Origin of the sequence: Enterobacter cloacae complex sp. 2024EL-00711 (assembly GCF_047529885.1) — a bacterium.
GTDB lineage: Bacteria > Pseudomonadota > Gammaproteobacteria > Enterobacterales > Enterobacteriaceae > Enterobacter > Enterobacter ludwigii.
In genome coordinates this window covers 418,765-440,404 of record NZ_JBLIZC010000003.1, presented here as the reverse complement: position 1 = coordinate 440,404, position 21,640 = coordinate 418,765, and the positions used below count along the sequence as shown (strand labels likewise).

Annotated in this window: 22 protein-coding genes; 14 read left to right on the top strand and 8 right to left on the bottom strand. The window is 55.0% G+C overall.

What is annotated here, in order from left to right:
* Positions 1-110: 110 nt before the first annotated feature.
* Positions 111-2,540 (bottom strand): ATP-dependent helicase HrpB, encoded by a 2,430-nt coding sequence (gene hrpB / locus ACMVME_RS12090; protein ID WP_414743441.1) that lies wholly within the window; start codon positions 2,538-2,540, stop codon positions 111-113.
* 73 nt (positions 2,541-2,613) lie between these two features.
* Between hrpB and thpR the strand changes: the two genes are divergently transcribed.
* From thpR to panD, 9 genes are all read left to right on the top strand, one after another.
* On the top strand, positions 2,614-3,168 hold the full coding sequence (gene thpR / locus ACMVME_RS12085; protein WP_014168680.1) for an RNA 2',3'-cyclic phosphodiesterase: 555 nt from the start codon (positions 2,614-2,616) through the stop codon (positions 3,166-3,168).
* Entirely contained in the window at positions 3,158-3,862 is a 705-nt protein-coding gene (gene sfsA, locus ACMVME_RS12080) for a DNA/RNA nuclease SfsA (protein WP_014168679.1), read from the top strand. Before thpR ends, sfsA begins: the two co-directional genes overlap by 11 nt.
* A 176-nt stretch (positions 3,863-4,038) precedes the next feature.
* On the top strand, positions 4,039-4,494 hold the full coding sequence (gene dksA / locus ACMVME_RS12075; protein WP_001155232.1) for an RNA polymerase-binding protein DksA: 456 nt from the start codon (positions 4,039-4,041) through the stop codon (positions 4,492-4,494).
* Between the two features lie 59 nt (positions 4,495-4,553).
* Positions 4,554-5,444, top strand: coding sequence for a tRNA glutamyl-Q(34) synthetase GluQRS (gluQRS, locus tag ACMVME_RS12070; protein ID WP_068795203.1), 891 nt, complete (start codon positions 4,554-4,556; stop codon positions 5,442-5,444).
* 42 nt (positions 5,445-5,486) lie between these two features.
* Entirely contained in the window at positions 5,487-6,884 is a 1,398-nt protein-coding gene (gene pcnB, locus ACMVME_RS12065) for a polynucleotide adenylyltransferase PcnB (protein ID WP_071605427.1), read from the top strand.
* On the top strand, positions 6,881-7,360 hold the full coding sequence (folK, locus tag ACMVME_RS12060; protein WP_020882600.1) for a 2-amino-4-hydroxy-6-hydroxymethyldihydropteridine diphosphokinase: 480 nt from the start codon (positions 6,881-6,883) through the stop codon (positions 7,358-7,360). The genes pcnB and folK overlap by 4 nt, the downstream gene beginning before the upstream one ends.
* A 122-nt stretch (positions 7,361-7,482) precedes the next feature.
* Positions 7,483-8,274: a 3-methyl-2-oxobutanoate hydroxymethyltransferase gene (panB, locus tag ACMVME_RS12055; protein WP_014168674.1), complete on the top strand. Its 792-nt coding sequence runs from the start codon at positions 7,483-7,485 to the stop codon at positions 8,272-8,274.
* Between the two features lie 11 nt (positions 8,275-8,285).
* The gene (gene panC / locus ACMVME_RS12050) at positions 8,286-9,137 is read left to right on the top strand and encodes a pantoate--beta-alanine ligase (protein ID WP_025205376.1); all 852 of its coding nucleotides are present in this window, start codon (positions 8,286-8,288) and stop codon (positions 9,135-9,137) included.
* A 58-nt stretch (positions 9,138-9,195) separates the two neighbouring features.
* A complete protein-coding gene (gene panD / locus ACMVME_RS12045) occupies positions 9,196-9,576 on the top strand; it encodes an aspartate 1-decarboxylase (protein ID WP_014168672.1) in 381 nt (126 codons plus the stop codon).
* Positions 9,577-9,616: 40 nt separating this feature from the next.
* Here panD and ACMVME_RS12040 read toward each other — a convergent pair whose 3' ends face one another.
* From ACMVME_RS12040 to ACMVME_RS12025, 4 genes are all read right to left on the bottom strand, one after another.
* A complete protein-coding gene (locus ACMVME_RS12040; RefSeq protein WP_014168671.1) occupies positions 9,617-10,864 on the bottom strand; it encodes a polysaccharide deacetylase family protein in 1,248 nt (415 codons plus the stop codon).
* A 63-nt stretch (positions 10,865-10,927) separates the two neighbouring features.
* The gene (locus tag ACMVME_RS12035) at positions 10,928-11,368 is read right to left on the bottom strand and encodes a PTS sugar transporter subunit IIA (RefSeq protein ID WP_020882597.1); all 441 of its coding nucleotides are present in this window, start codon (positions 11,366-11,368) and stop codon (positions 10,928-10,930) included.
* A 105-nt stretch (positions 11,369-11,473) separates the two neighbouring features.
* Positions 11,474-12,244 (bottom strand): ABC transporter permease, encoded by a 771-nt coding sequence (locus ACMVME_RS12030; RefSeq protein WP_014168669.1) that lies wholly within the window; start codon positions 12,242-12,244, stop codon positions 11,474-11,476.
* Positions 12,241-13,167 (bottom strand): ABC transporter ATP-binding protein, encoded by a 927-nt coding sequence (locus ACMVME_RS12025; RefSeq protein ID WP_014168668.1) that lies wholly within the window; start codon positions 13,165-13,167, stop codon positions 12,241-12,243. Before ACMVME_RS12025 ends, ACMVME_RS12030 begins: the two co-directional genes overlap by 4 nt.
* Positions 13,168-13,274: 107 nt before the next feature.
* Here ACMVME_RS12025 and can point away from each other — a divergent pair, with 107 nt between their 5' ends.
* Positions 13,275-13,937: a carbonate dehydratase gene (can, locus tag ACMVME_RS12020; protein WP_020882596.1), complete on the top strand. Its 663-nt coding sequence runs from the start codon at positions 13,275-13,277 to the stop codon at positions 13,935-13,937.
* Between the two features lie 101 nt (positions 13,938-14,038).
* On the opposite strand, the gene hpt is transcribed toward can, so the two are convergent.
* Positions 14,039-14,575, bottom strand: coding sequence for a hypoxanthine phosphoribosyltransferase (hpt, locus tag ACMVME_RS12015; RefSeq protein WP_025205381.1), 537 nt, complete (start codon positions 14,573-14,575; stop codon positions 14,039-14,041).
* Positions 14,576-14,782: 207 nt separating this feature from the next.
* On the opposite strand from hpt, the gene ACMVME_RS12010 reads away from it, so the two are divergent.
* The gene (locus tag ACMVME_RS12010) at positions 14,783-17,173 is read left to right on the top strand and encodes a glucose/quinate/shikimate family membrane-bound PQQ-dependent dehydrogenase (protein ID WP_020882595.1); all 2,391 of its coding nucleotides are present in this window, start codon (positions 14,783-14,785) and stop codon (positions 17,171-17,173) included.
* A gap of 96 nt (positions 17,174-17,269) precedes the next feature.
* Here the strand turns inward: ACMVME_RS12010 and cueO are convergent, their stop codons facing one another.
* Positions 17,270-18,829: a multicopper oxidase CueO gene (gene cueO / locus ACMVME_RS12005; protein ID WP_078774280.1), complete on the bottom strand. Its 1,560-nt coding sequence runs from the start codon at positions 18,827-18,829 to the stop codon at positions 17,270-17,272.
* Positions 18,830-18,974: 145 nt separating this feature from the next.
* Here cueO and ACMVME_RS12000 point away from each other — a divergent pair, with 145 nt between their 5' ends.
* From ACMVME_RS12000 to speD, 3 genes are all read left to right on the top strand, one after another.
* On the top strand, positions 18,975-19,322 hold the full coding sequence (locus ACMVME_RS12000; protein ID WP_014882582.1) for a YacC family pilotin-like protein: 348 nt from the start codon (positions 18,975-18,977) through the stop codon (positions 19,320-19,322).
* Between the two features lie 116 nt (positions 19,323-19,438).
* Positions 19,439-20,308 (top strand): polyamine aminopropyltransferase, encoded by an 870-nt coding sequence (gene speE, locus ACMVME_RS11995; RefSeq protein ID WP_014168661.1) that lies wholly within the window; start codon positions 19,439-19,441, stop codon positions 20,306-20,308.
* Entirely contained in the window at positions 20,309-21,103 is a 795-nt protein-coding gene (speD, locus tag ACMVME_RS11990) for an adenosylmethionine decarboxylase (RefSeq protein ID WP_014168660.1), read from the top strand. It abuts the gene before it with no gap.
* 31 nt (positions 21,104-21,134) lie between these two features.
* Here the strand turns inward: speD and yacL are convergent, their stop codons facing one another.
* A complete protein-coding gene (gene yacL, locus ACMVME_RS11985) occupies positions 21,135-21,497 on the bottom strand; it encodes a protein YacL (protein ID WP_014168659.1) in 363 nt (120 codons plus the stop codon).
* Positions 21,498-21,640: the final 143 nt, after the last annotated feature.

Genomic DNA, 21,640 nt, shown 5'->3' with positions numbered 1-21,640 from the left:
AGAAATCTCTCAAAGTAAACAGCAAGACCTTCCAGACAGGAACGTCTTTAGTATTTTCTCCCGCACCCTGCGGGTGAGGGCATCAAGCCGCACGTTCCCAGCCACACCCGTCACGAATATTTCTTCGTCCGTCGTGTCGGTGCCGTATTTGCCGGATCGTCCGGCCAGACATGTTTGGGATACCGCCCCTTCATCTCTTTTTGCACGTCACGGTAGCTCCCCGCCCAGAATGCCCCCAGGTCGCGGGTAATCTGTAACGGGCGATGGGCTGGCGACAACAGCTCCAGCACCAGAGAGACGCGCCCTTGCGCCACAGAAGGCGTGGTGGCCTCTCCAAACATTTCCTGCATACGTACCGCCAGCGCCGGAGGATTATCCTCGTGATAACGAATGGCAATCCAGCTTCCGGTCGGCACAGTGTAATGCCCTGGCAGTTCACTATCCAGACGTTGACGTAATGACCAGTCCAGTAAATTCTGTAACGCGACCTTAACATCAAGCGCTTTTAGCGCACGCAGCGAGTGTACACCGTGCATTTGCGGCAGCAGCCAGCGTTCCAGCGAGCCCAGCAATGTCTCATCATCGACCGCGGGCCAGTCATACTCCGGTAGCCAGCGCGCGGCACAGTGCAGACGAATACGGTACTGTTCCGCCTCTGGCGTCCAGTTCAACACCCCTAACCCTTTGTCCCGGATGCCGTTCAGCATGGCCAGATGCAGCACCTCTTCCGACGGTTTTGCCAGCGGCGTGGTGCCGAGGATCAGTTTACCTGTCTGGCTGCGACGAAACGCCTTCAGCGTGCCCTGAGCCTCATCCCATTCCACGGTATCGGATTGCTGGATCAACTGCGGACAGGCACGCGTCAGGGCATCTATATCCACCGCGATAGCCTGTAAAATACGCGCGTCCGGGGAGTGGCTACCCTGTAACAGTAACGGCGCAATCAGCCATTCGTGACGCGTCATGGCGTCATCGCTGTCCAGCATGGCTCCCATGCCATTGGCCAGTTGATATCGCCCGTCCAGACCGCGACGACGCGCGATCCTGTCGGGAAACGCCTGCGCTAACAGAGGCGCGATAGCCGCGCTGTCTGGCGATCCGGCTTTACCGTTGAGTCGCCGGCAAAGCTGCTGCGCCCGCTGCTGCCAGTTCCCCTGATTGCGGGAAAAGGCCTGCGCCAGATCGCTGCTGCCACCGCGCGGTGGCTCCTCAAGAATAGCCGCCAGTTTCGCCGCCGTAGCAATTTCATCCTCCCCCTGCGCGGCCACCAGCATCGCCGCCAGGCGAGGGTCATTGCCCAGCGCGGCCATTTTTTGCCCGCGGGATGACAATCGCTCACCATCAAGCGCCCCCAGGCGGTTCAGTAAGATCCGGGCAGCAGCAAGGTTCGCGGCGGGTGGAGGATTAAGCCAGGTCAGCTGTGCCGGATCCGGGCATCCCCACTGCAAAAGATCCATCACCAGCCCCGCTAGATCGCTGTGTAAAATTTCCGGCGTGCTTTGCTGTGCAGCGCGTTCAGCCTGCTCCGCGCTGGTTAAATGCAGGCAGATACCGGGCTCAAGACGTCCCGCACGGCCTGCTCGCTGGACAATTGACGCCTGGCTTATGCGCTGCGTCAGCAGTTTAGTCAGCCCGGTACGCGCGTCAAAGCTCGCCACCCTCTCCTGCGCACTGTCCACCACCAGGCGAATGCCTTCTATGGTTAAACTGGTTTCGGCAATATTGGTTGCCAGCACCACCTTACGCTGCCCCGCGGGCGCGGGCAGGATTGCTTTACGCTGATCCGCCAGTGACAGCGCGCCGTAGAGCGGGCAAAGCAGCACGTCACTTCCCACCCGGGAAGCCAGTTGGTCCTGCACGCGCTGGATCTCGCCTACGCCGGGCAAAAACAGCAGTAGCGATCCCGATTCCTGGCGGAGCAATTCGGCGGTTGCGATGGCTACCGCGTCGTCAAAACGCTGATGGGCAGGCAATGGTTGATAGCGACGCTCAACGGGAAATGCTCTGCCTTCGGAGGCGATAACCGGCGCGTCGGGCAACGTCTGCTGCAGTCGCTCGTTATCCAGCGTAGCGGACATGATAAGCAACCGGAGGTCGTCGCGTAGCCCTTGCTGAACATCAAGTAACAGCGCCAGTGCCAGATCTGCCTGCAGGCTACGCTCGTGGAATTCATCCAGAATCACCAATCCGACGCCGTTTAACTCCGGATCGTTTTGCAGCATGCGGGTCAGGATCCCTTCGGTCACCACCTCAAGGCGCGTGGACGGGCCAACGCAGGTTTCGGCGCGCATACGGTAACCCACCGTCTCGCCCGGCTTTTCACCAAGCAGTTCCGCCAGGCGCTGCGCCACGTTCCGTGCGGCCAGCCTGCGCGGCTCCAGCAGGATAATTTTCCCGCGGACAGTGCCCTCTTTGAGGATCTGCAGCGGCAGCCAGGTGGATTTACCTGCGCCCGTCGGGGCGTTAAGTAAAACCTGCGGGGCATGGTGTAAGGCAGCAAGAAGCTCAGGAAGGACGACGGCGACCGGCAATGAGGACACTAACAGCTCCAGAGGGTTAACATTAGTCGGCGTACATTGTAGCATCGGCGCATACCATTACCGAGTCCCCTGTATGTCTGAGTCGAAACGGCTGTTTTTTGCCATAGAATTGCCCTCCACGCTGCAGCGAAAAATCGTTCGCTGGCGAGCCAGCCATTTTCCCCAGGACGCAGGCCGTCCGATCGCGGCGGCAAACCTGCACCTGACGCTGGCCTTTCTGGGCGATGTCAGCGCCGAAAAACAGCGCGCGCTGGCAGCAATGGCTGGCCGCATTTCTCAGCCGGCGTTTACGCTGCACCTCGACGACGCGGGCCAGTGGCTGCGCTCACGCGTGGTCTGGCTGGGCACGCGCCAGCCGCCCCGCGGGCTTTTACAGCTTGCGAGTATGTTGCGCGCCCAGGCGGCTCGCAGCGGGTGTTACCAGAGTCCGCAGCCGTTTCATCCGCATATCACCCTGCTGCGCGATGCCGGTCAGGCCGTTGCCATTCCGCCACCCGGCTTTCACTGGGACGTTGAGGTCAATACCTTCGCGCTTTACGAATCGGTCTTTACCCAAGGACGCACCCGTTATACGCCGCTACAGCGCTGGTCGCTGGGCGATACCCTAAGGAATTCTGATGAAGTTTAGTCCTGCCCTGCAGCACGCCACGCTGGTTCAACGCTACAAACGCTTTCTCGCTGACGTGATCACCCCCGAAGGTGAACAGCTCACGCTGCACTGCCCGAACACCGGTGCCATGACCGGCTGTGCGACGCCGGGTGACACGGTCTGGTATTCCACTTCAGAAAATACTAAACGCAAATATGCCCATACCTGGGAAATGACCGAGACGCAAAACGGGGCATTTATTTGCGTGAATACCCTGCGCGCCAATCAATTAGTTAAGGAAGCATTGACCCTTGGCACCCTGCCCGAACTGGTGGGGTATGGCACGCATAAAAGTGAAGTTAAATATGGCGATGAAAGCAGCAGAATTGACTTCATGTTACAGGCGGAAGACCGGCCCGAGTGCTATATTGAAGTAAAATCAGTGACGTTAGCGGAACAGGAAAACGGCTACTTCCCGGATGCGGTCACGCTACGGGGGCAGAAGCATCTGCGGGAGCTGATGAGTGTTGCGGCGGCGGGCAAACGCGCCGTATTGCTGTTTGCGGTTTTACATTCAGCCATTGAACGATTTTCTCCAGCCCGCCATATTGATCTCAAATACGCGCAATTGTTGAATGAGGCACAAAAGCAGGGGGTGGAGGTTTTGGCTTATAAAGCGGAACTTTCTGCCGATAATATGACTCTGAGATCCTCTCTTCCCATTGTCTTATAAGGGATTAGACGATTGACTATTAAGTGTTCTGGCCGCGTGCGCAAATACGCTTTTCCTCACAGGCTTGTCAAGTGTTACGTTTAGATAATTGCCATACGGAAAAGCATCTGCTATTTATAGCGACCTGATTTTTCCCCCAACACGGGGATCGATAGTGCGTGTTAAGGAGAAGCAACATGCAAGAAGGGCAAAACCGTAAAACATCGTCCCTGAGTATTCTCGCCATCGCTGGGGTGGAGCCGTATCAAGAGAAGCCGGGCGAAGAGTATATGAACGAAGCCCAGCTGTCGCACTTCAAGCGTATTCTTGAAGCATGGCGTAATCAACTCAGGGATGAAGTCGATCGCACCGTTACTCATATGCAGGATGAAGCTGCTAACTTCCCGGACCCGGTAGACCGTGCCGCTCAGGAAGAAGAGTTCAGCCTCGAACTGCGTAACCGTGACCGCGAACGCAAACTGATCAAAAAGATCGAAAAAACGCTGAAAAAAGTCGAAGACGAAGATTTTGGCTACTGCGAATCCTGCGGTGTTGAAATCGGAATTCGTCGCCTGGAAGCGCGTCCAACCGCCGATCTGTGCATCGACTGTAAAACGCTGGCAGAAATCCGCGAAAAACAGATGGCCGGTTAATACCAGCGCTGTTTACACACTCTAAAGGCGGGAGTTTCTCCCGCCTTGTTACTGTTGATATGTCTGAATCACACTATATTGGGCGCTTCGCGCCATCCCCTTCTGGTGAATTACACTTCGGCTCATTAATTGCCGCCCTCGGCAGCTACCTGCACGCTCGCGCCCGTCACGGTAAATGGCTGGTCCGCATTGAAGATATTGATCCTCCGCGTGAAGTTCCCGGTGCAGCAGATACCATTCTGCGTCAGCTGGAACATTACGGTCTTCACTGGGACGGCGACGTCCTCTGGCAGTCAAGGCGACATGATGCCTACCGGGAACGCCTGGCGTGGCTCCACGCACAAGGGCTCTCCTACTACTGCACCTGCACCCGCGCGCGTATTCAGAGCGTGGGTGGCGTCTATGACGGCCACTGCCGCACGCGCAATAACGGCCCAGAACTGGCCGCCGTGCGCATAAAGCAGCATGCCCCGGTGACGCACTTTACTGATTTACTCTCCGGCGAGATCCATGCGGATGAACGTCTTGCACGCGAAGATTTTATTATCCACCGCCGTGACGGCCTGTTCGCCTATAACCTGGCGGTAGTGGTTGATGACCATTTCCAGGGCGTGACGGAAATTGTGCGCGGGGCTGACCTGGTGGAACCTACCGTGCGACAAATATCGCTCTATCACCAGTTTGGCTGGAACGCGCCGGATTACATTCATCTGCCGCTGGCGGTCAATGAACAGGGCTTTAAGCTGTCAAAACAAAATCATGCGCCCGCCCTGCCAGACGGCGATCCGCGCCCTGTTTTGATCGACGCGCTGCGATTTCTCAACCAGAATGTAACCAACGAATGGCAGGATTTGCGAATTGACGAACTGCTGAAAATGGCGATCGCCAACTGGACGCTGACGACCGTGCCAAAAATCCAGCATTCTCAAATGCGTTGCGCTGAGCTATGATTAGCCGCTTTTTTCATAACAAAACACACTACGAGGTGTACTATTTTTACCCGAGTCGCTAATTTTTGCCGTAAAGTGCTAAGCCGCGAAGAGAGCATGGCGAACGACGCTATTGCGCAAAACCGCATGTCGGTTATTCCACGTGAGCAGCACAATATTTCCCGCAAAGATATCAGTGAAAATGCCCTCAAGGTGCTCTATCGTCTGAATAAAGCAGGCTACGAGGCCTATCTCGTTGGCGGTGGGGTGCGTGATTTACTGCTGGGAAAAAAACCAAAAGATTTCGACGTGACGACCAGCGCCACGCCAGAGCAGGTGCGCAAATTATTCCGTAACTGTCGCCTTGTTGGCCGTCGTTTTCGTCTTGCTCACGTCATGTTTGGGCCGGAAATTATTGAAGTGGCGACCTTCCGCGGTCACCACGAGGCGGGCGAATCCGATCGCACCACCTCCCAGCGCGGCCAGAACGGCATGCTGCTGCGGGACAATATCTTCGGCTCTATCGAAGAAGATGCCCAGCGTCGCGATTTCACGATCAACAGCCTTTACTACAGCGTGGCAGATTTCACCGTCCGTGATTACGTCGGTGGCATGCAGGACCTGAAAGACGGTCTGATTCGCCTGATCGGCACGCCGGAAACGCGTTATCGTGAAGACCCGGTGCGTATGCTGCGCGCCGTACGTTTCGCCGCCAAACTCTCAATGCGCATCAGCCCGGAAACCGCAGAGCCGATACCGCGTCTGGCGACGCTGATTAACGACGTGCCGCCAGCCCGTCTGTTTGAAGAGGCGCTGAAGCTGCTGCAGGCCGGTTACGGCTACGAAACCTACAAGCTGCTACGCGAATACAGCCTTTTCCAGCCCCTGTTCCCGACCATTACGCGCTGCTTTACCGAAAACGGTGACAGCCCAATGGAACGCATGATTGCGCAGGTGCTGAAGAATACCGATACCCGCATTCACAACGATATGCGAGTGAACCCGGCGTTCCTGTTTGCCGCGATGTTCTGGTATCCGTTGCTGGAAGCGGCGCAGAGAATTGCGCAGGAAAGCGGTCTGGCCTACTACGATGCGTTTGCGCTGGCCGCAAATGACGTGCTGGATGAAGCCTGCCGCACGCTCGCCATTCCAAAACGTATTACGACGCTGGTGCGTGATATCTGGCAGCTTCAGCTGCGCATGTCTCGTCGTCAGGGTAAACGCGCCTGGAAGCTGATGGAACATCCTAAATTCCGCGCTGCGTTCGATTTACTGTCGCTGCGTGCTGAAATTGAACGGAACCAGGAACTGCAGCGTCTGGCGCAGTGGTGGGGAGAATTCCAGGTTTCAGCACCGCCAGAGCAGAAAGATATGCTCGTCGACCTCGATGACGAACCGACGCCGCGTCGTCGCCACCGTCGTCCGCGCAAACGTGCGCCGCGCCGTGAAGGTACGGCATGACCCTGGCGTACATTGCCATCGGCAGCAATCTGGCCTCTCCGCTGGAGCAGGTTAATGCTGCCGTTCAGGCGCTGGGTGAAATCCCACAAAGCCGTATTGTGGCGGTCTCTTCTTTCTACCGGACACCGCCGCTGGGGCCACAGGATCAGCCTGATTACCTGAATGCCGCCGTGGTGCTGGACACTGCGCTGAATGCCGACACGCTGCTGGATAATACTCAGCGAATCGAACTGCAGCAGGGCCGCGTACGCAAAGCCGAACGCTGGGGGCCGCGCACCCTCGATCTCGACATTATGCTGTTTGGCCACGAGGTGATTAACACCCCCCGTCTCACCGTTCCGCACTACGACATGAAAAATCGCGGCTTTATGCTCTGGCCGCTGTTCGACGTTGCCCCTGACCTCACCTTCCCTGACGGCCTCTCGCTGAAGGCAGTGCTGGATAGCCTCGACGCAGAAAAACCGGCCCGCTGGTGATCCGCGTTTTTACCGGTTAACCCTCACGGAATTGTGGTTAATCGGTTGCCTAAAATCATTGTTCCCTCAAATGTTACTGTTAGAATGCGCAAAGATTCGCTTTTGGGCTATCAGGAAACAGTATGAAACCAACCACCATCTCCTTACTGCAGAAATGCAAACAGGAAAAGAGACGCTTCGCCACCATTACTGCGTATGACTACAGCTTCGCTAAGCTTTTTGCCGAAGAGGGTATCACTGTCATGCTGGTCGGAGATTCGTTAGGGATGACGGTACAAGGCCATGATTCCACCCTGCCGGTGACGGTCGAAGATATTGCCTACCATACCCGTGCCGTGCGCCGCGGAGCACCTGCCTGTCTGCTGCTTTCCGATCTGCCTTTTATGGCCTACGCGACGCCAGAGCAAGCGTTCGAGAATGCGGCAACCGTCATGCGTGCCGGGGCCAATATGGTCAAAATCGAAGGCGGAGCCTGGCTTGCAGAGACCGTGAAAATGCTCACCGAACGTGCCGTGCCGGTCTGCGGCCACCTGGGTCTGACGCCGCAATCCGTCAATATTTTTGGCGGCTATAAGGTGCAGGGCCGCGGTGATGCAGCACAGACACTGTTTGAGGATGCCCTGGCGCTGGAAGCCGCTGGCGCACAGCTGCTGGTGCTGGAGTGTGTGCCGGTTGAACTGGCGAAACGCATCACCGAGGCGCTGTCGATTCCGGTGATTGGTATTGGCGCAGGCAACGTTACCGACGGTCAGATTTTAGTGATGCACGACGCCTTTGGTATTACCGGCGGTCATATCCCTAAATTCGCCAAAAATTTCCTGGCAGAAGCAGGCGACATGCGTGCTGCTGTGCGGCAGTATATTGCCGACGTTGAATCCGGTGTTTACCCGGGTGAAGAACACAGTTTCCATTAAGGAGTCTTGTTGTGCTAATCATTGAAACCCTGCCGCTGCTTCGCCAGCATATCCGTCGTGCACGTCAGGAAGGTAAACGTATCGCACTGGTTCCCACGATGGGTAACCTGCATGACGGCCATATGAAGCTTGTTGATGAAGCCAGAGCGCGTGCAGATATCGTGGTGGTCAGTATTTTCGTGAACCCCATGCAGTTTGACCGTGCCGACGACCTGGCGCGCTATCCGCGCACCCTGCAGGAAGATTGCGAAAAACTCAAAAAACGCCACGCCGACATTGTCTTCTCTCCGGCACCTGCAGACGTCTACCCGCAGGGGACCGAGGACGCGACCTACGTGGACGTGCCGGGCATTTCAACCATGCTGGAAGGCGCCAGCCGTCCGGGCCATTTCCGCGGCGTTTCAACCATCGTCAGCAAGCTGTTTAACCTGGTGCAGCCCGACGTTGCCTGCTTCGGTGAGAAGGACTTCCAGCAGCTGGCGTTGATCCGTAAGATGGTCGCCGACATGGGTTATGATATTGAGATCGTGGGCGTGCCGATTGTGCGTGCCAAAGACGGTCTGGCGCTCAGTTCCCGTAACGGGTACCTTACCGCGGATGAGCGTAAAATCGCGCCGGGATTGAGCAAGGTCATGAATACCATGGCGGAACAGCTTGTGGCTAAAGAGCTGAGTGCAGAAGAGATCGTTGCCCTCGCCGAACAGGCGCTGAACGACAAAGGCTTCCGCGCTGACGATATCCAAATCCGTGATGCCGATACGCTGCTTGAGCTGACCGATACCAGCAAGCGCGCGGTGCTTCTGGTGGCTGCATGGCTCGGTCAGGCACGCCTTATCGACAATAAAGTGGTTGAGCTGGCATAACTCTCTACCTCCCCTCGTTCGCGGGGGGGTTAACGCATGATGATTAAAGGTAAACGTAATGATTCGCAAAATGCTGCAAGGTAAGCTTCACCGTGTGAAAGTCACTCAGGCCGACCTGCACTATGAGGGCTCCTGCGCCATTGATCAGGATTTTCTTGATGCAGCGGGCATCCTTGAAAACGAAGCCATTGATATCTGGAACGTGAATAACGGTAAGCGCTTCTCTACCTATGCGATCGCGGCGGAACGCGGCTCCAGAATTATCTCCGTGAATGGCGCTGCCGCTCACTGTGCTGACGTCGGTGATATCGTTATCATTGCCAGCTTCGTGATGATGTCTGACGAAGAAGCCCGTCGCTGGCAGCCAAAAGTGGCGTACTTCGAAGGCGACAACGAAATGAAACGCACCGCGAAAGCCATTCCGGTCCAGGTTGCCTGATATCCTGAAGGCTGTGAACCGTTCACAGCCTTCTCTCACCTCATCCCTGCGGCTGATTACTGATAAGCCGCGACATCGTCTCCAGCGAATCCGTCCTTAAAATATACAGTCGCTTAAGCAGGAACGGATTGTCCCCGGGCTTCACTTTGCCTTTTACCGTTGTCACCGCCAGGTGGAACCCTGCGTCATTCGCTGCTTTTACCGCTTTGTCGTCATAGGCGCCAAACGGATAAGAGAGATAGAGCACGTGCGGGTTAAATTGCGCCAGCGCCCGGCGTGAACGCGCGAAATCGAACAAAATCACGTGATGGCTACGGCTCAGTAAGATCGGGTGTTTATTGCCGTCCACCCGATGCAAGAAGTGGGTATGAGACTGGATATCAAACACATCCTGGATCTGCTCAAGCTCAGAGACACTCATAAACTGCAGGTATTTCGGCGCCCACTTCTGCGGATGACGTTTTATACGCGACGAGATGATAAACGCCGTCGCCTTGAATCCATACGCTTTGAGGACGGGATACGCATAGCGGCTCACCGACTTCAGCCCGTCATCAAAGGTGATCACCACAGACTTCGCCGGCAGGTTCATTTTGTTACGCACATACCCTTCAAGCTGAGCCATCGTCAGCGTGGTATAGCCCTGATCGCGAAGCCAGGTCATCTGGTTGCTGAACGCACGCACGCTGGTGGTCGTGGAGGTATGCCGGAAACGGGTGTTCTCCTCATCACGCAGGATATGGTGATAGGTCAGGACCGGGATGCCGTTATCTTCCTGCGCATCCAGGCTGCTGATCCACGCCAGACGATTGCCGATGCGGATCTGATACCAGGTCTGGTTCAGACGGTCTTTAAGTTTATTCAGAATGGGGTAGCGAAGGTTAGCACTCATCGTGCCGAATGGGGCGCTTCCGCTGCTGGGGGCGTTAAAGACAGGCGTGTCTTTCCAGGTTATCAGGTTCTGGTTACTCAGCGGTTTATTCAAATCACCAAGGCTGTCTTCCACGCGCTGTTTGCCCTGCACATCTTCCAGGTGCTCTTTATCAATAAAGCCCGTGCCGAAGCCAAAACGAAACTCGTAGTAATCAGCGGATGTGGGGACGACGGCCAGGATTTGCCCGGCACGGATATTGCCGACATTGACCACATTGTTACCTACTTGCGCCCAGATAGCCGCATCTTCGGTGGTTTGCATATATCGGGCGGGAAGCCCTTGCTGAGCGATCAGGCTGGCAGATGCGCCGCCGGAAACCAGCAGCAACAGAAGGAACACAACGCGCATGAACATGGAATATTAATCGACACGGAAAATCAGCCACCATTGTAACAAAAGCAGCATCAATACCAATGTTTAATTCTTATACAAATCATGGAGCAAGACAAAGGGAGGATTTTTTTGCTGCTGATGCCACAGGCTGCTGACGCCGGCCACTTTTTTGTCGACGATCGCATGACGGAATTCAGCGCTGCTTAAGGTTTCCCGGAAGGGATACATGGATTCCAGCAGCAAAGAGTTAATGCCTGATATCACTTCACAGTTGTCGTGCTTGTGGCTCAACAATGCCGCAGAGCGATAAGGTGCCGCGCCGGATTTATCGGTCAGGAAGATGACGCCGTCACCGGTGTCGGTTTCATGCAGGGCATCGCACATCATTCGGCTGAGCATGTTGGTGCTCAATCCACGCCAGTAGTTAACCGCACGGCATTGCGCCAGCGGACCAAATCTGGCCTCCAGTTTATCCAGCATATCCTGCGCCTGTTCATCATGGCAGGCGATCACCCATCCCAGCATCACTCTCTCCTTAGCAGGCAAGTAGTTTAGCGGAGTGAAGGTTAGCGTACGGTGATAACAATCAAAGAAAAGCACCCGGCAAACAGAATGTCGCCGGGCGGAAGATTAGCTGCGCAGACCGCGTCCACGCTGAATCAGAGACCAGCACAGCAGGTAGAAGGCGATAATAAACACCACCAGCACCGCAACCGTGGTAATCAGTGGCACATCCGTAATGCCGAGGAAACCAAAGCGGAAGCCGCTGATCATATAAACAATCGGGTTCAGGTGTGACAGCGCCTGCCAGAACGGCGGCAGCAGCGTCAGGGAGTAGAACACCCCGCCAAGATAGGTCAGTGGCGTCAGCACAAAGGTCGGGATCAGGCTGATATCATCGAACGTTTTAGCAAACACCGCGTTCAGCAGACCGGCCAGCGAGAACAAGATGGCCGTCAACAGTAACGTGAGCGCCACGAACAGCCATGAATGCACCTGGAACGGCACAAAGAACAGGGAGATCGCCGTCACCAGAATCCCCACGCAGAGACCGCGCGCCACGCCGCCGCCCACATAACCCGCAATGATCACATGCGTTGGTACCGGCGCGACCAGCAGCTCTTCAATGTTACGCTGGAACTTGGCGCTAAAGAATGATGATGCCACGTTAGCATAGGCGTTGGTGATCACCGCCATCATGATCAGGCCCGGCACAATAAACTGCATATAGGTAAAGCCGTGCATTTCACCAATGCGGGAACCGATGAGGTTACCGAAGATGATGAAGTAGAGCGTCATGGTGATCACCGGCGGTACCAGAGTTTGCACCCAGATACGCATAAAGCGGTTAATCTCTTTCGCCCAGATGCTTTTCAGCGCGACCCAGTAAAGATGCGTCATGCCTTGTCTCCTTGTTTATCCTGCACCAGAGAGACAAACAGCTCTTCCAGTCGGTTCGCTTTGTTACGCATACTTAATACCTGAACACCCTGCGCGCTCAGCTGTGAGAACACGCTGTTGATGCCCTGCTCGCGCAGCACTTCCACTTCCAGCGTTGAGGTATCCACCAGACGATAGTTATAGCCTTCCAGCGTCGGCAGCGGGCTTTTCGCCGCCAGGTCGAGAATGAAGGTTTCGGATTTTAGCTTGGCGAGCAGGCTCTTCATTGAGGTGTTTTCCACCAGCTCACCGTTCTGAATGATGCCGATATTGCGACACAGCATCTCCGCCTCTTCGAGGTAGTGCGTGGTCAAAATAATGGTCGTGCCTTTGTCGTTGAGGTCCTTCAGGAAGCCCCACATTGAACGACGCAGTTCGATATCCACGCCCGCGGTGGGCTCATCAAGGATCAGCAGCTTTGGCTCATGCATCAGCGCACGGGCAATCATCAGACGGCGCTTCATCCCGCCTGACAACATGCGCGCACGTTCATTGCGTTTTTCCCACAGATCGAGCTGTTTGAGGTACTTTTCGCTGCGCTCCACCGCTTCTTTGCGCTCAACACCGTAGTAACCCGCCTGATTAACCACGATTTGCTGCACTGTCTCGAACGGGTTGAAGTTGAACTCCTGCGGTACCAGTCCGAGCTGGCGCTTGGCATTCACCACATCTTTTTGCAGGTCGTAACCAAACACGCTCACCCGGCCGGACGTTTTGTTGACCAGCGAACTGATAATGCCAATGGTGGTGGATTTCCCCGCCCCATTCGGCCCCAGAAGCGCGTAGAAATCCCCCGCTTCCACTTTGAGATCTATCCCACGCAGCGCCTGAACGCCGCCTGGATAGGTTTTTTTGAGCTGCTCAAGCTCCAGTGCAATCGCCATGAATTAAACTTACCTTAGGTTCTGACACACGTTGTGTGGTTTCATTAAAAGTCGAGTTACCCTATATTAGCGCAACGCAATCACTCGGTTACAGGTCGCTAACCTCCATGAACGACATAGATACACTCATCAGCAACAATGCACTATGGTCAAAAATGCTGGTGGAGGAAGACCCCGGATTTTTTGGAAAGCTCGCGCAGGCGCAAAACCCACGCTTTCTCTGGATTGGATGTTCCGACAGCCGCGTTCCGGCAGAGCGCCTGACAGGTCTCGAGCCTGGCGAACTGTTTGTGCACCGTAATGTTGCCAACCTGGTGATCCATACCGACCTCAACTGCCTTTCGGTTGTTCAGTACGCCGTTGACGTTCTGGAGGTCGAGCACATCATTATTTGTGGCCACTATGGCTGCGGCGGTGTGCAGGCCGCGATTGAAAATACCGAACTCGGGTTAATCGATAACTGGCTGCTGCATATCCGCGATATCTGGTTCAAACATAGCTCACTGTTGGGTGAAATGCCGCAGGAGCGTCGTCTCGATACCCTTTGCGAACTGAACGTGATGGAGCAGGTTTATAACCTTGGTCATTCCACCATCATGCAATCGGCGTGGAAACGCGGGCAAAAAGTCTCGATCCACGGCTGGGCCTACGGTATTCACGATGGTCTGCTTCGTAACCTGGAAGTGACCGCCACCAACCGTGAAACGCTGGAGCAGCGCTATCGTTCCGGGATCGCCAACCTGAAGCTTAAGCACGTCAACCATAAATAGCTGCCTGTAAGCGGTTCAGATAAAAACAAAACGGCAACCCGGGTTGCCGTTTTTACTGTGTGTCCCCTCGTCAGAGGGCAACAGACCGCACGTCACAAACCTTACTCGTCGAGCAGGATCACTTTACCCACATACGGCAGATGGCGGTAACGCTGCGCGTAGTCAATGCCATAGCCCACGACGAACTCGTCAGGGATAGAGAAGCCGACAAACTCTACCGGCACCTGCACTTCACGGCGGCTGGGTTTATCCAGCAGGGTGCAGATCGCCAGGGACTTTGGCTCACGCAGGCTCAGGATCTCGCGCACTTTAGAGAGCGTGTTGCCGGAGTCGATGATGTCCTCAACGATCAACACATCTTTGCCACGAATATCTTCATCCAGATCTTTCAGGATTTTCACATCACGGGTTGTGGACATGCCGCTGCCGTAGCTGGAGGCGGTCATAAAATCGACCTCATGGGACACCTGCACTTCACGGCACAGGTCTGCCATGAACATGAAAGAGCCACGTAAAAGACCGACCAGCACCATTTCGCTGCCGCTGTCCTTGTAATGTTCGGTGATTTGACGACCCAGTTCGGCGATACGCGCTTTGATCTCGGCTTCCGGGATCATCACTTCAACAGTATGTTTCATATTACTAACCATATGATTTTAATGAAAATCTCTCAATGCGGATGAATGTTACTCCGGCATCGATACGCAAGCCAGCCATTATATCAGTAAATGGATACACCTGGCGCATGAGTTATAAAAAGCAAATATTGTGATTCCGATCACACTTGTTAATACCTATAATTAGTTGCTAGCAAATAATTAACAAAACTGACGAGTACACTTTCTATGGCTGAAATAAAAACTCAACAGCCACGTCTACTGGTGACATTAACAGCGCTATTCGCCGCCTTCTGCGGCCTGTATCTGTTAATCGGTGGCGTCTGGCTGGCCGCAATTGGCGGCTCCTGGTACTACCCTATTGCGGGTCTGGTTATGCTTGGCGTAACCGTCCTGTTGTGGCGTAGAAAACAATCCGCGCTATGGCTTTATGCTGCTTTACTCCTCGCAACCATGATCTGGGGCGTCTGGGAAGTCGGTTTCGACTTCTGGGCACTGACGCCGCGCAGTGACATCCTGGTCTTCTTTGGTATCTGGCTGATCCTGCCGTTCGTGTGGCGTCGCCTGATTGTTCCTTCAAGCGGTGCCGTTGCGGCGCTGGTGGTTGCCCTGCTGATCAGCGGCGGCATTCTCACCTGGGCCGGTTTTAACGATCCGCAGGAGATTAACGGTACGCTGAATGCCGAATCCACCCCAGCTGCGGCTATCTCGCAGGTCGCGGATGGCGACTGGCCAGCTTATGGCCGTAATCAGGAAGGTCAGCGCTACTCCCCGCTCAAGCAGATCAACGCGGACAACGTTAAGAACCTGAAGGAAGCCTGGGTATTCCGTACCGGCGACCTGAAGATGCCAAACGATCCGGGTGAACTGACCAACGAAGTGACGCCGATTAAAGTCGGTAACATGCTTTATCTGTGCACCGCGCACCAGCGTCTGTTCGCGCTTGACGCGGCCACCGGTAAAGAGAAATGGCACTTCGATCCACAGCTGAACTCCAACCCGTCGTTCCAGCACATCACCTGCCGTGGCGTCTCTTACCACGAAGCGCGTGCTGATAATGCGAGCCCTGAAGTCATTGCCGACTGTCCTCGCCGCATCATGCTGCCGGTAAACGATGGCCGCCTGTTCGCGATCAATGCCGAAACCGGTAAGCTGTGTGAGACCTTTGCCAACAAAGGTATCCTGAATCTGCAGACCAACATGCCGGACACCACGCCGGGTCTGTATGAGCCAACCTCACCGCCGATTATCACCGATAAAACTATCGTGATTGCCGGCTCGGTAACCGATAACTTCTCCACCCGCGAAACCTCTGGCGTTATCCGTGGTTTTGACGTGAATACCGGTAAACTGCTGTGGGCCTTCGACCCGGGCGCGAAAGATCCAAATGCGATCCCATCGGACGAACACACCTTTACCTTTAACTCACCTAACTCCTGGGCACCGGCGGCGTATGACGCGAAGCTGGACCTGGTCTACCTGCCGATGGGCGTCACCACGCCAGATATCTGGGGGGGTAACCGTACGCCTGAGCAAGAGCGTTATGCCAGCTCTATCGTGGCGCTGAACGCGACCACCGGTAAACTGGCCTGGAGCTACCAGACTGTTCACCACGACCTGTGGGATATGGACATGCCGTCCCAGCCGACGCTGGCTGACATTACCGTTAACGGCAAAACCGTTCCGGTGATTTATGCACCCGCGAAAACGGGCAACATCTTTGTGCTGGATCGCAGCAACGGTAAGCTGGTTGTCCCGGCACCAGAAAAACCCGTTCCGCAGGGCGCTGCTAAAGGCGACTATGTCACCAAAACACAGCCGTTCTCTGACCTGAGCTTCCGTCCGAAGAAAGATCTCAGCGGTGCAGACATGTGGGGTGCCACAATGTTTGACCAGCTGGTGTGCCGCGTGATGTTCCATCAGCTGCGCTATGAAGGTATCTTCACGCCACCTTCTGAGCAGGGCACGCTGGTCTTCCCGGGTAACCTGGGCATGTTCGAATGGGGTGGGATCTCCGTTGACCCTAACCGTCAGGTGGCGATTGCCAACCCGATGGCCCTGCCGTTTGTTTCTAAGCTCATTCCACGCGGTCCAGGCAACCCAATGGAGCAGCCTAAAGATGCTAAAGGCAGCGGTACTGAAGCGGGTATTCAGCCGCAGTATGGCGTGCCATACGGTGTCACGCTGAACCCGTTCCTGTCGCCGTTTGGTCTGCCGTGTAAACAGCCTGCCTGGGGTTATATCTCCGGCCTGGATCTGAAAACTAACCAGATCGTCTGGAAAAAACGTATTGGTACGCCTCAGGACAGCATGCCGTTCCCGATGCCGGTTCCTGTCCCGTTCAATATGGGTATGCCAATGCTGGGTGGTCCAATTTCTACCGCCGGTAACGTGCTGTTCATCGCGGCAACCGCCGATAACTACCTGCGCGCGTACAACATGACCAACGGTGAAAAACTGTGGCAAGGCCGTCTGCCAGCAGGTGGACAGGCAACGCCGATGACCTATGAAGTGAATGGCAAGCAGTACGTTGTCATCTCTGCGGGTGGTCACGGTTCGTTTGGTACGAAGATGGGCGACTACATTGTGGCTTATGCTTTACCCGACGACGCTAAATAACTAACACCGCCAACGGTAAAAAAAACGGCAACTTCGGTTGCCGTTTTTATTGCTTATCCCCTCTGGACCAAGGTCTGGGCATCAGCCCACACGATATTAAACCGTGAACCCCAGCATCATGCCCGTATCTTCATGCTCCAGCAGATGGCAGTGCGCCATATAGGCAAACGCCTTCGGTGCCTCGTGGTCAAATTTCACCAGCACCTCACTGACGCCACCTTCAACCCTGACGGTGTCTTTCCATCCCGCGCGATGCGCCTGTGGCACGTTACCGTTTTCAGAAAGGATGCGGAACTGGGTGCCGTGAATATGGAACGGATGCAGCATCATGTCGCCTTCGCCTGAAATCACCCAGCGTTCAAACTGCCCTTTTGTGGCAGCAAACATTGGCGTGTTCATGTCGAACGCTTTGCCATTGATCATGTTGGCATTGTGGAAATCGAAATCATGGCCACCGTGCCCCATGCCGCCCATTTTACCGTGGTCCATATTCATATGGCCCATCATCTCTCCGTGGTGCATACCCGCCATCGCCTGATTGCCATATTTCGCCATCAGTGCCTGCATGCCCATCATATCGAGCATCGGGTTCATGGACAGTTGCAGCTTGCGTTGGGTCAGGCCCTCGAGAGAAGGTAGCGCCGGCAGCGTGGTCAGGGTATCCGGCAACATGCCCGAAGCCGTGACCTGCAGCGGCTGAATCTGCAGCACCGGGTGTGGCTTGTCAAAGGGTGCAACCGCCATTCCCATCTGACTGACCGGAAGCGTGACCAGGTCAAACGGTTTGCCGTCGCTGATATCCACCAGCACCTCAAAACGCTCCCCCATCAGCATCGGTAGCGCATCCACCTTCACCGGTTCAGGCAGCAGCCCCCCGTCGCTTGCGACCACGTACAGAGGGCGTTTATCGCTGGTGGCGAAATTCAGTGAGCGGGCGTTGCAGCCGTTGAGCAGGCGTAAGCGCAGCCAGCCTTTCGGTGCCGCATGCTGCGGGTAAATGGCACCGTTGGTCAGCAGGGTATCGCCAAACCAGCCTACCGCCGCGCTCATGACGTCCAGCTGGTAATCAATTTGCCCGTCAGCGGTGAATTTTTTGTCCTGCACAATGACCGGCACATCGTCGATGCCCCACTGTTTGGGCAGGCGCAGCAAACGGCTTTCGTCATCTTCGATCAGCACCAGCCCCGCCAGCCCCATCGCCACCTGATGGCCCGTTTTGCCATGCTGATGGGGGTGGAACCAGCAGGTCGCGGCGCGCTGGTCCGGGGTAAAGGTCACGCTTCGCTTACCGCCCGGTTTTATGATGCCCTGCGGCCCCCCATCCACCTCGCCCGGCACTTCCAGTCCGTGCCAGTGCAACGTGGTCTCCTCAGCCAGCGTGTTATGGATATCCACCGTCACCGCTTTCCCTTTACGTAACTGAAGTGCCGGGCCGAGAAGATTGCCGTTATAACCCCACGTTGTCGCGCTGTGTGCGCCAAAGGTCGTTTTACCGGACTGGACAACAAGCTGGATGCGGCTACGGGCATCCGCGGTGAGTAAATCAGGGATCGGTAAGGCAGGTCTGTCGGCCGCAAAAGCCGCGCGGCTCCACAGCGGTAAAGCGCTGGCTACGCCAAGCGCAACGGAATATTTTAAAAAATCACGGCGTTGCATGTTCATTTCCTTATTTCCAGCAGGCGATCTTTTGAGCATAAACCCTCCCCTTACCGGAAGGTCAAGTGAAGCGGTAATAATAAAGATCGTCGGCCTGGCATCAAGTATGCTAACGTTAATTTTCCGTGATGCAGTGGTAGAAGCAATGAAGACGTTTTTCAGAACAATTTTGTTCGGTAGCCTGATGGCGATGTGTGCGAACAGTTACGCGCTGAGTGAAAATGAAGCGGAAGATATGGCCGATCTGACGGCAGTTTTTGTCTTTCTGAAAAACGATTGTGGTTACCAGAATTTGCCCAACGGGCAGATTCGTCGCGCACTGGTCTTTTTTGCCCAGCAAAACCAATGGGATCTCAGCAACTACGATAGCTTCGACATGAAGGCGCTCGGCGAAGACAGCTACCGCGATTTAAGCGGTATTGGTATCCCTACCGCCAAAAAATGCAAAGCGCTGGCTCGCGATTCACTCAGCCTGCTCGCCTACGTGAAATAACCTTCCCGACGCCCCCTTGTTGAGCCTATAGCCGTGCAACCACGGTTATAGTTAGCTATCATGTTTCGCTCATTTTTTGTGAGCGTAACGGATGTTAACAAAGGAGGAGTCCGCGTATGGCCGACCACACGTTGTGGCATGAAACACTGCATGACCAGTTTGGTCAGTACTTTGCCGTTGATAACGTGCTCTATCATGAGAAAACCGATCACCAGGATCTGATCATCTTCGAGAATGCCGCCTTTGGCCGCGTGATGGCGCTGGATGGTGTCGTGCAAACGACCGAGCGTGACGAGTTTATCTATCATGAGATGATGACCCACGTCCCACTGCTGGCACACGGGCATGCGAAGCATGTTCTGATTATCGGTGGTGGTGATGGCGCAATGCTGCGTGAAGTCTCCCGCCATCAATCCATCGAAACCATTACGATGGTGGAAATTGATGCCGGCGTGGTCTCTTTCTGTCGTCAGTACCTGCCGAACCATAACGCCGGTAGCTATGACGATCCGCGCTTCAGTCTGGTCATTGATGATGGGGTTAACTTCGTTAATCAGACGACCCAGACCTTCGACGTTATTATCTCCGACTGTACCGACCCAATCGGTCCCGGCGCATCGCTGTTTACCTCCGATTTCTACGAAGGCTGCAAGCGCTGCCTGAAGCCGGGCGGGATTTTCGTGGCACAAAACGGCGTCTGCTTCCTGCAGCAGGATGAAGCCCTCGACAGCCACCGCAAGCTGAGCACCTATTTTGGCGATGTCAGCTTCTATCAGGCCGCTATTCCGACGTACTACGGCGGGATCATGACCTTTGCCTGGGCAACGGATAACGACGTACTGCGCCATCTTTCCACCGAAATTATTCAGGCCCGCTTCCACCAGGCCGGTCTTACGTGCCGTTACTACAATCCGGCAGTTCATACCGCAGCGTTTGCCTTACCGCAGTACCTGCAAGACGCATTATCCACTAAGGGGGTGAGCTAATTGAAAAAGCTTAAACTGCATGGCTTTAACAACCTGACCAAAAGCCTGAGTTTTTGTATTTACGATATCTGCTATGCCAAAACAGCGGAAGAACGCGATGGTTACATCGCCTATATCGATGAACTCTACAATGCCAACCGTCTGACCGAGATCCTGTCAGAAACCTGTTCGATTATCGGCGCGAATATCCTGAATATCGCCCGTCAGGATTATGAACCTCAGGGTGCCAGTGTCACGATTCTGGTCAGCGAAGAGCCGGTCGACCCTCAACTTATCGATAAAACAGAACATCCGGGCCCGCTGCCGGAAGTGGTCGTCGCCCATCTTGATAAAAGCCACATCTGCGTGCACACCTACCCGGAAAGCCATCCTGAAGGCGGGCTGTGTACCTTCCGTGCCGATATCGAAGTGTCGACCTGCGGCGTGATCTCCCCGCTGAACGCGCTGAACTATTTAATCCACCAGCTGGAATCCGATATCGTGACGATTGATTATCGCGTGCGAGGCTTTACCCGTGACATTAACGGCATGAAGCACTTTATCGATCACGAGATCAATTCCATTCAGAACTTTATGTCCGACGACATGAAGTCGCTTTATGACATGATGGATGTGAACGTGTATCAGGAAAATATCTTCCATACCAAGATGTTACTTAAGGAGTTCGACCTTAAGCACTACATGTTCCATACCCGACCAGAAGATTTAAGCGAAGAAGAGCGCAAGGCCATTACTGACCTGCTCTGGAAAGAGATGCGCGAAATCTACTACGGCCGCAATATTCCGACCGTGTAAGCCGCGCTGGGAGCAAGGACGCTCCGGTGTGCTATTTCTGTTTCATGAACGCCCGGTACGCCGTCACGACTTGCAAAAAGTCTTCTACGCCGCACAGCGACAGACTCTCTTCATCGTAGTAGCTCATCCCCTCTTCCATCTCATCACCGGAGAATTCAAGCTGGTTGGCACGCACCATCACCTCTTCGCCATCCATCCACAGCGTGTATTCGTGCCCGGCACGTTGCCAGGAGCGTTCACTGCCTTTCACCGTATTTGCCGCCTGTTCAACTTCGTCCAGAAGGGCGAGATTCTCTTTCACCTCTTCGTTGAACCAGTGTCCAACAGCTTCGTGGCCCATCGACATACGCACTTTCACCACTCCGGTGATGTCGCGCAGAAATTCGTAATCCATAGTATTTTCCTCTGCAAAGCCATTACGCTAATTATCGCAGCAGAGAGGAAGAAAAAAAGCGTGGGAGGCAGGAGGAATGAAAATAAAAAGGTGAGGGCAAGACCTTGCGGTCTGATGCCCTCACCCTGTCCCTCTCCAGGGGA